Below are 6120 nucleotides of genomic sequence, written 5' to 3'. Positions count from 1 at the left end.
AGCAACACTTCGCGGCCAATCCGCTTCGATCCGATCTCCACCCGCGCTCGAAGTAGGCAAGAACGCCGCTCGGTTACCGCTTACCGCCAATGGTTCCATTTCCGCGTGCTCGGCGCGGGCGGCAAGCCGCTGCGCATGGTGTTCGAGAACGCCGCCGAGGCCGCCTATGCCGACGGCTGGCCGGGCTACCGCTGCGTCGCTTCCTACGACCGCCAGAACTGGTTCCGCGTCTCGGGCACCCGCTACGAGGACGGCCGCCTGATCGTCGAGCACACGCCCGAGCGCGATTCGATCTTCTACGCCTACTTCGAGCCCTATTCGCACGAGCGCCATCTCGACCTGCTGTGCCGCGCGGAGATGTCCCCCTTCGCCAGGGTGCTCAACCTCGGCGCCACCGTCGAGGGGCGCGATCTCGACCTCGTGGTGGTGGGCCGCCCAACGCCCGAGCGCGCGCCGGTATGGATCATCGCCCGCCAGCACCCGGGGGAGACGATGGCGGAGTGGTTCGTCGAGGGCCTGCTCGAGCGCCTGCTCGACGGCGCCGACCCGATCGCGCGCAAGGTGCGCGAGCACGCGGTGCTCTACATCGTGCCGAACATGAATCCGGACGGCGCGGTGCGCGGCAACCTGCGCACCAATGCCGCCGGCCGCAACCTGAACCGTGAATGGCGCGCGCCCGACCCGGCGGCGAGCCCCGAGGTGTTCCTCGTGCGCGAGGAGATGGAACGCACCGGCTGCGGGCTCTTCCTCGACATCCACGGCGACGAGGCGCTGCCCTACGTGTTCTTCTCCACCGCGGAGGAGGTGCCCGGTTTCAGCGCCGAAGCCGCCGCCCGCCAGGCGATGTTCATCGACGCCTTCGCCGCCGCCAGCCCGGACTTCCAGCGCGAACACGGCTACCAGCCCGGCCGCTTCGGCGAGGCGCTGCTCGGCCTGGCGAGCAAATGGGTGGCGCACCGCTTCGGCTGCGTGTCGCTGACCCTGGAGATGCCGTTCAAGGACAACGCCAACCTCCCCGACGGCCACAACGGCTGGAACGGCGCGCGCAGCAAGCGCATGGGCGGAGCGATGCTGAACGCGATCTGGCGCCATCTGGCGGTCTGAGCGACGCGGCGCACGCCTCTTCGGGCGCGCTCGAAAAAAAACCGGGATGGCACCCGAGGGGCCATCCCGGTTGCGGAGGGGGGGCATGCGCCTCCCGTCGCGCCTCGCCTACATCGCGGCGGCGAAGATCGCCTCGACCTCGGCCTGCTCCGCCGGCCTCGGGTTGGTCACGCCGCAGGCGTCCTTCATCGCATTGGCCGCCAGCGCCGGGATGTCCTCGCGACGCGCGCCCAGGGCGCTCAGGTTGGGCGGGATGTCCACGTCCGCGCTGAGCCGCCGGATGGCGGCGATCGCGGCCTGCGCCGCCGTCGCTGGGTCCATGCCGCGGGTATCGACGCGGAGCGCACGGGCGACGTCCGCCAGGCGCGGGGCCGCCACCTCGGCATTGAAGGCCTGCACATGGGGCAACAGCACCGCGTTGCAGACGCCGTGGGGGAGGTCGTAGTAGCCGCCGAGCTGGTGCGCCATTGCATGGACGTAGCCCAGGGAGGCATTGTTGAACGCCATCCCGGCGAGGAACTGCGCGTACGCCATCTGCTCGCGCGCCTGCATGTCCGCGCCGTCGGCGACAGCCTGGCGCAGGTTGTCGGCGATCAGCTCGATCGCCTTGATCGCGCAGGCGTCGGTGATCGGCGTCGCCGCGGTCGACACGTAGGCCTCCACCGCATGCGTCAGCGCATCCATGCCGGTCGCCGCGGTCAGCCCCTTCGGCATCCCCGCCATCAGCGCGGCGTCATTCACCGAAAGGACCGGCGTGACGTGGCGATCCACGATCGCCATTTTCACGTGGCGTGCCTCGTCGGTGATGATGCAGAAGCGGGTCATCTCGCTCGCGGTCCCGGCCGTGGTGTTGATCGCGACCAGCGGCAGCTGCGGCTGGGCCGAGCGATCGACGCCTTCGTAGTCGGCGATGCGCCCGCCGTTGGTCGCGCACAGGGCGATGCCCTTGGCGCAGTCGTGGGGCGAGCCGCCCCCGAGCGAGATGACGAAGTCGCAGTGGTCGGCCTGCAGCATGGCCAGGCCCTCCTCGACGTTGCCGATCGTCGGGTTCGGCTTCGTACCGTCGAAGACGCTGGCCTCGATGCCGGCCTCGTGCAGCAGGCCGACGACGTGGTCGACCACGCCGAGGCGGTTGAGCGGCTTGTCGGTGACGACCAGCGCGCGACGGAATCCCTTGCCGCGCACGACATTCACCGCGTCGGCGAGGCAACCGGCGCCGATCATGTTTTCGGACGGGATGAAGAAGGTATTGGTGCTCATCGAAGTTCTCCTGATTGTGTGTGGATGGCCGCCGTGCGTGCGGCGGCGCGTTTCTTGTCGGATTGCGAACCCGGGCGTCAGAAGAAGCCGAGGGCCTGGGGGCTGTAGCTGACCAGCAGGTTCTTGGTCTGCTGGTAGTGGTCGAGCATCATCTTGTGGGTCTCCCTGCCGATGCCCGACTCCTTGTAGCCGCCGAAGGTGGCGTGGGCCGGATAGGCGTGGTAGCAGTTGGTCCACACCCGGCCGGCCTTGATCGCGCGGCCCATGCGGTAGGCAGTCGCGCCGTCGCGGGTCCACACGCCGGCGCCGAGCCCGTAGGGGGTGTCGTTGGCGATCTGGAGGGCTTCGGCCTCGGTGCGGAAGGTGGTCACCCCGAGCACCGGGCCGAAGATCTCCTCCTGGAAGATGCGCATCCGGTTGTGCCCCTTGAAAAGGGTCGGCTGGATGTAATAGCCGTCCGCAAGTTCGCCCCGCAGCCGGGCGCGGTCGCCCCCCGTCAGGCACTGCGCGCCTTCCTCCTGGCCCAGCGCCAGGTAGGACAGGATCTTGTCCATCTGCTGCTGCGAGGCCTGGGCACCCATCATCGTCTCCGTGTCGAGCGGGCTGCCCTGGCGGATCGCCTTCACCCGCGCCACGACGCGCTCGATGAAGCGGTCGTAGATGGATTCCTGGATCAGCGCGCGCGATGGGCAGGTGCACACCTCGCCCTGATTGAAGGCGAACAGCACCACGCCTTCGACCGCCTTGTCGAGCAGCGCGTCGTCGGCCTCGGCGATGTCAGCGAAGAAGATATTAGGCGACTTGCCGCCGAGTTCGAGCGTGGCCGGGATCAGGTTCTCCGCCGCGGCCTGGGCGATGACGCGGCCGGTGGCGGTGGAGCCGGTGAACGCGATCTTGGCGATGCGCCGGCTGGTGGCGAGCGGCATGCCGGCCTCGCCGCCGTAGCCGTTGACGATGTTGAGCACGCCGTCGGGCAGCAGGTCGGCGATCAGTTCGGCGAGCACCAGGATGCTGACCGGGGTCGATTCGGCCGGCTTGAGCACCACGCAGTTGCCGGCCGCCAGGGCGGGCGCGAGCTTCCAGGCGGCCATCAGGATGGGGAAGTTCCACGGGATGATCTGGCCGACGACGCCGAGCGGCTCGTGGAAGTGATAGGCGACGGTGTGCTCGTCGATTTCGGAGAGGCTCCCCTCCTGCGCCCGCAGGCAGCCCGCGAAGTAGCGGAAGTGGTCCACCGCCAGCGGAATGTCCGCATTGAGCGTTTCGCGGATGGCCTTGCCGTTGTCCACCGTCTCGACGTAGGCGAGCCGCTCGAGGTTGGCCTCGATGCGGTCGGCGATCCTGAGCAGTGCGTTGGCCCGCTCGGTGGCCGGGGTGCGACCCCATGGCTCGGCCGCGGCGTGGGCGGCGTCGAGCGCGAGTTCGACGTCCGCGGCGCGGGAGCGGGCGGCCTGGGTATAGGGCTTGCCGGTGACCGGGGTGATCACGTCGAAGTATTCGCCCGCGATCGGGGCCACCCACTTGCCGCCGATGAAGTTGTCGTAGCGGCTGCGGTATTCGTGTTTGGCGCCGGGGGCGCCGGGTGCGGCGTAAAGCATGATGTCTCCTTCCTTTGCCTCGATCGTCTTTCCGCGGCCTCCGGAGCGGTGGGCAGTTTCTCCCTATCAAGAGCCGTGCCAGGTTCGGCAGAAGGAGCTATGCTTATGAAAGCAAAAGGAGTTTTAATTGTGGGGCGGCGGGCGGTGGCAGGGCGTGGAACGTCCCGTAGCGTGACACCTGTGCCATAACGGAACACCCTGGACGGCCGCGCGGGGAAGTCCTTGCCCGCCGGGCGTGAGGGCCTATACTCGGCCGCACACGGCATCCGGCCGCCAGAGTCCGGGGCGAAGGAGGAGGCATGATGATGAACCCCTACCCGAGGGTCAGGGATACGGCGCTGCGCGAGGCGCGTCGCCAGCTGCTCGAGCGGGGCGAGATTGCGGCCGGCCTGGTCGATCCCAGGCTGGCGCGTTCCTGGGCGCGCAGCCAGGACGCAGGGCTCAGTCCGGTGGGCCGCAACCTCGATGCCGAGCGCCTGTCCGCCAGCCATCTGCGCCACGCCCTCGACCGCCACCAGGACTTCATCGCCCACGCGCAGCCGGTGATGGAATACCTCTACGCCCAGGTCGAGGCCTCGCACAGCATGGTGATCCTCGCCGACGACCGCGGCCTGCTGGTACACGCGATGGGCGACGCGGACTTTCTCGGCAAGGCCGAGCGGGTGGCGCTGGCGGCCGGGGCCTCCTGGCACGAGCAGCAGCGCGGCACCAACGCGATCGGCACCGCGCTGGCGGAAAGGGTGCCGGTCGAGATCCACGGCGCCGAACACTTCCTCGAGCGCAACAGCTTCCTCACCTGCGCCGCCGCGCCGATTCTCGACCCGGGCGGACGACTGCTCGGGGTGCTGGACATCTCCGGCGACCACCGCAGCCAGCACCCCCATACGCACGGCCTGGTGCGCACCGCCGCGCGCATGATCGAGAACGGCCTGATCCGTGGGCGCCACCGGCGCGACACCCTGGTGCACCTGCACCGTCAGGCCGAGGGCCTCGGCAGCGTCGCCGAGGGGCTGCTCGCGCTGTCGGAGGACGGCTGGATCATCGGCGCCAACCAGGCGGCGCTGGCCATGCTAGGCCTCGACACGCCCGACCTGGGGGCGACGCCCCTCGCCTGGGTGCTCGCCGCCCGCCTCGAAGACCTGGCGGACTGGGGCCGGCGTCGCGGGCCGCAGCCCATGCGGGTCAACACCCGGCGCGGCGAGCCGCTGTTCGTGCAGATCGACGCTGGCAAGGCCTCCATTCCCGCGCCGGCGTGCGTGCGGCCGGGCGAGCCGCAGGATGCCCTCGCCGCCCTCGACACCGGCGACGCCCGCTTGAAGGCAGTCCTGGAGAAGGCGCGCAAGGTGGCGGGCAAGGCGATTCCGGTCCTGATCCACGGCGAGTCCGGCGCCGGCAAGGAACTGCTGGCCCAGGCCATTCATCGCAGCGGCCCGCGCCGCCAGGCGCCACTGGTCGCGGTCAATTGCGCGGCGCTGCCCGAGAACCTGATCGAGGCCGAGTTGTTCGGCTACGCCCCCGGCGCCTTCACCGGCGCGCACAAGGACGGCAATCCCGGCCGCCTGCGCGAGGCCGACGGCGGCACTCTGTTCCTCGACGAGATCGGCGACATGCCGCTCGCGCTGCAATGCCGACTGTTGCGGGCGCTGCAGGATCGCGAGGTCACGCCGCTCGGCGGCGGCAAGCCGGTTGCGGTGGATTTCGCACTCATCTGCGCCACCCACCGCTGCCTGCGCGACGAGGTCGAGGCCGGCCGCTTCCGCGCCGACCTCTACTACCGGCTGAACGGCCGTAACCGGTCACTGAGCGGCGTTCTTTGCCCGCCCGCGCCCACGCGGAACAATCCCTCCCACATTCATCAGGGAGGAGCCGGCAGTGACCAGGGCGACAGCGACCAACAACAAGTGGCGGCGGCGTAGCCGCCAGGAGTGGGAAACCGTCTTTGCGCGGTTTGCCGCGAGCGGCCTGGGGATCGAGCCGTTCTGCGCCCGCGAGGGGCTCAGCGAGTCGAGCTTCCGGCGCTGGCGTAGCCTGCTGGGCGAGCCGAGTACGCAGCCTGCCGCGCCGGCGATGGAGGCCACTGGCTTCGTCGACGCCGGCACGCTCAAACTCGGCGGCACGGGCCGCCTCGAACTGCGGCTCGACCTGGGCGACGGCGTGA

At 69.8% G+C, this 6120-nt stretch carries 5 protein-coding genes; 3 read left to right on the top strand and 2 right to left on the bottom strand.

Annotated features, from left to right (window positions below):
- Nucleotides 1–33 precede the first annotated feature (33 nt).
- The gene (locus tag C667_RS19340) at nucleotides 34–1104 is read left to right on the top strand and encodes a M14 family metallopeptidase (protein ID WP_245538502.1); all 1071 of its coding nucleotides are present in this window, start codon (nucleotides 34–36) and stop codon (nucleotides 1102–1104) included.
- Nucleotides 1105–1212: 108 nt separating this feature from the next.
- Here the strand turns inward: C667_RS19340 and yiaY are convergent, their stop codons facing one another.
- Nucleotides 1213–2364, bottom strand: coding sequence for an L-threonine dehydrogenase (yiaY, locus tag C667_RS19335; protein WP_004377328.1), 1152 nt, complete (start codon nucleotides 2362–2364; stop codon nucleotides 1213–1215).
- Nucleotides 2365–2441: 77 nt separating this feature from the next.
- Entirely contained in the window at nucleotides 2442–3962 is a 1521-nt protein-coding gene (gene exaC / locus C667_RS19330) for an acetaldehyde dehydrogenase ExaC (RefSeq protein WP_004377325.1), read from the bottom strand.
- Between the two features lie 299 nt (nucleotides 3963–4261).
- On the opposite strand from exaC, the gene C667_RS26700 reads away from it, so the two are divergent.
- Both C667_RS26700 and tnpA read left to right on the top strand, forming a co-directional pair.
- A complete protein-coding gene (locus tag C667_RS26700) occupies nucleotides 4262–5878 on the top strand; it encodes a sigma-54-dependent Fis family transcriptional regulator (RefSeq protein ID WP_281054850.1) in 1617 nt (538 codons plus the stop codon).
- Nucleotides 5835–6120, top strand: a 286-nt coding sequence (tnpA, locus tag C667_RS19320; protein ID WP_004377321.1) for an IS66 family insertion sequence element accessory protein TnpA, incomplete at its 3' end; no start/stop codon positions are given. The genes C667_RS26700 and tnpA, both read left to right, overlap by 44 nt.

This window comes from Thauera phenylacetica B4P, assembly GCF_000310225.1.
GTDB lineage: Bacteria > Pseudomonadota > Gammaproteobacteria > Burkholderiales > Rhodocyclaceae > Thauera > Thauera phenylacetica.
The sequence above is the reverse complement of the archived record's forward strand: the minus strand, read 5'-3'. Positions and strand labels throughout refer to the sequence as shown.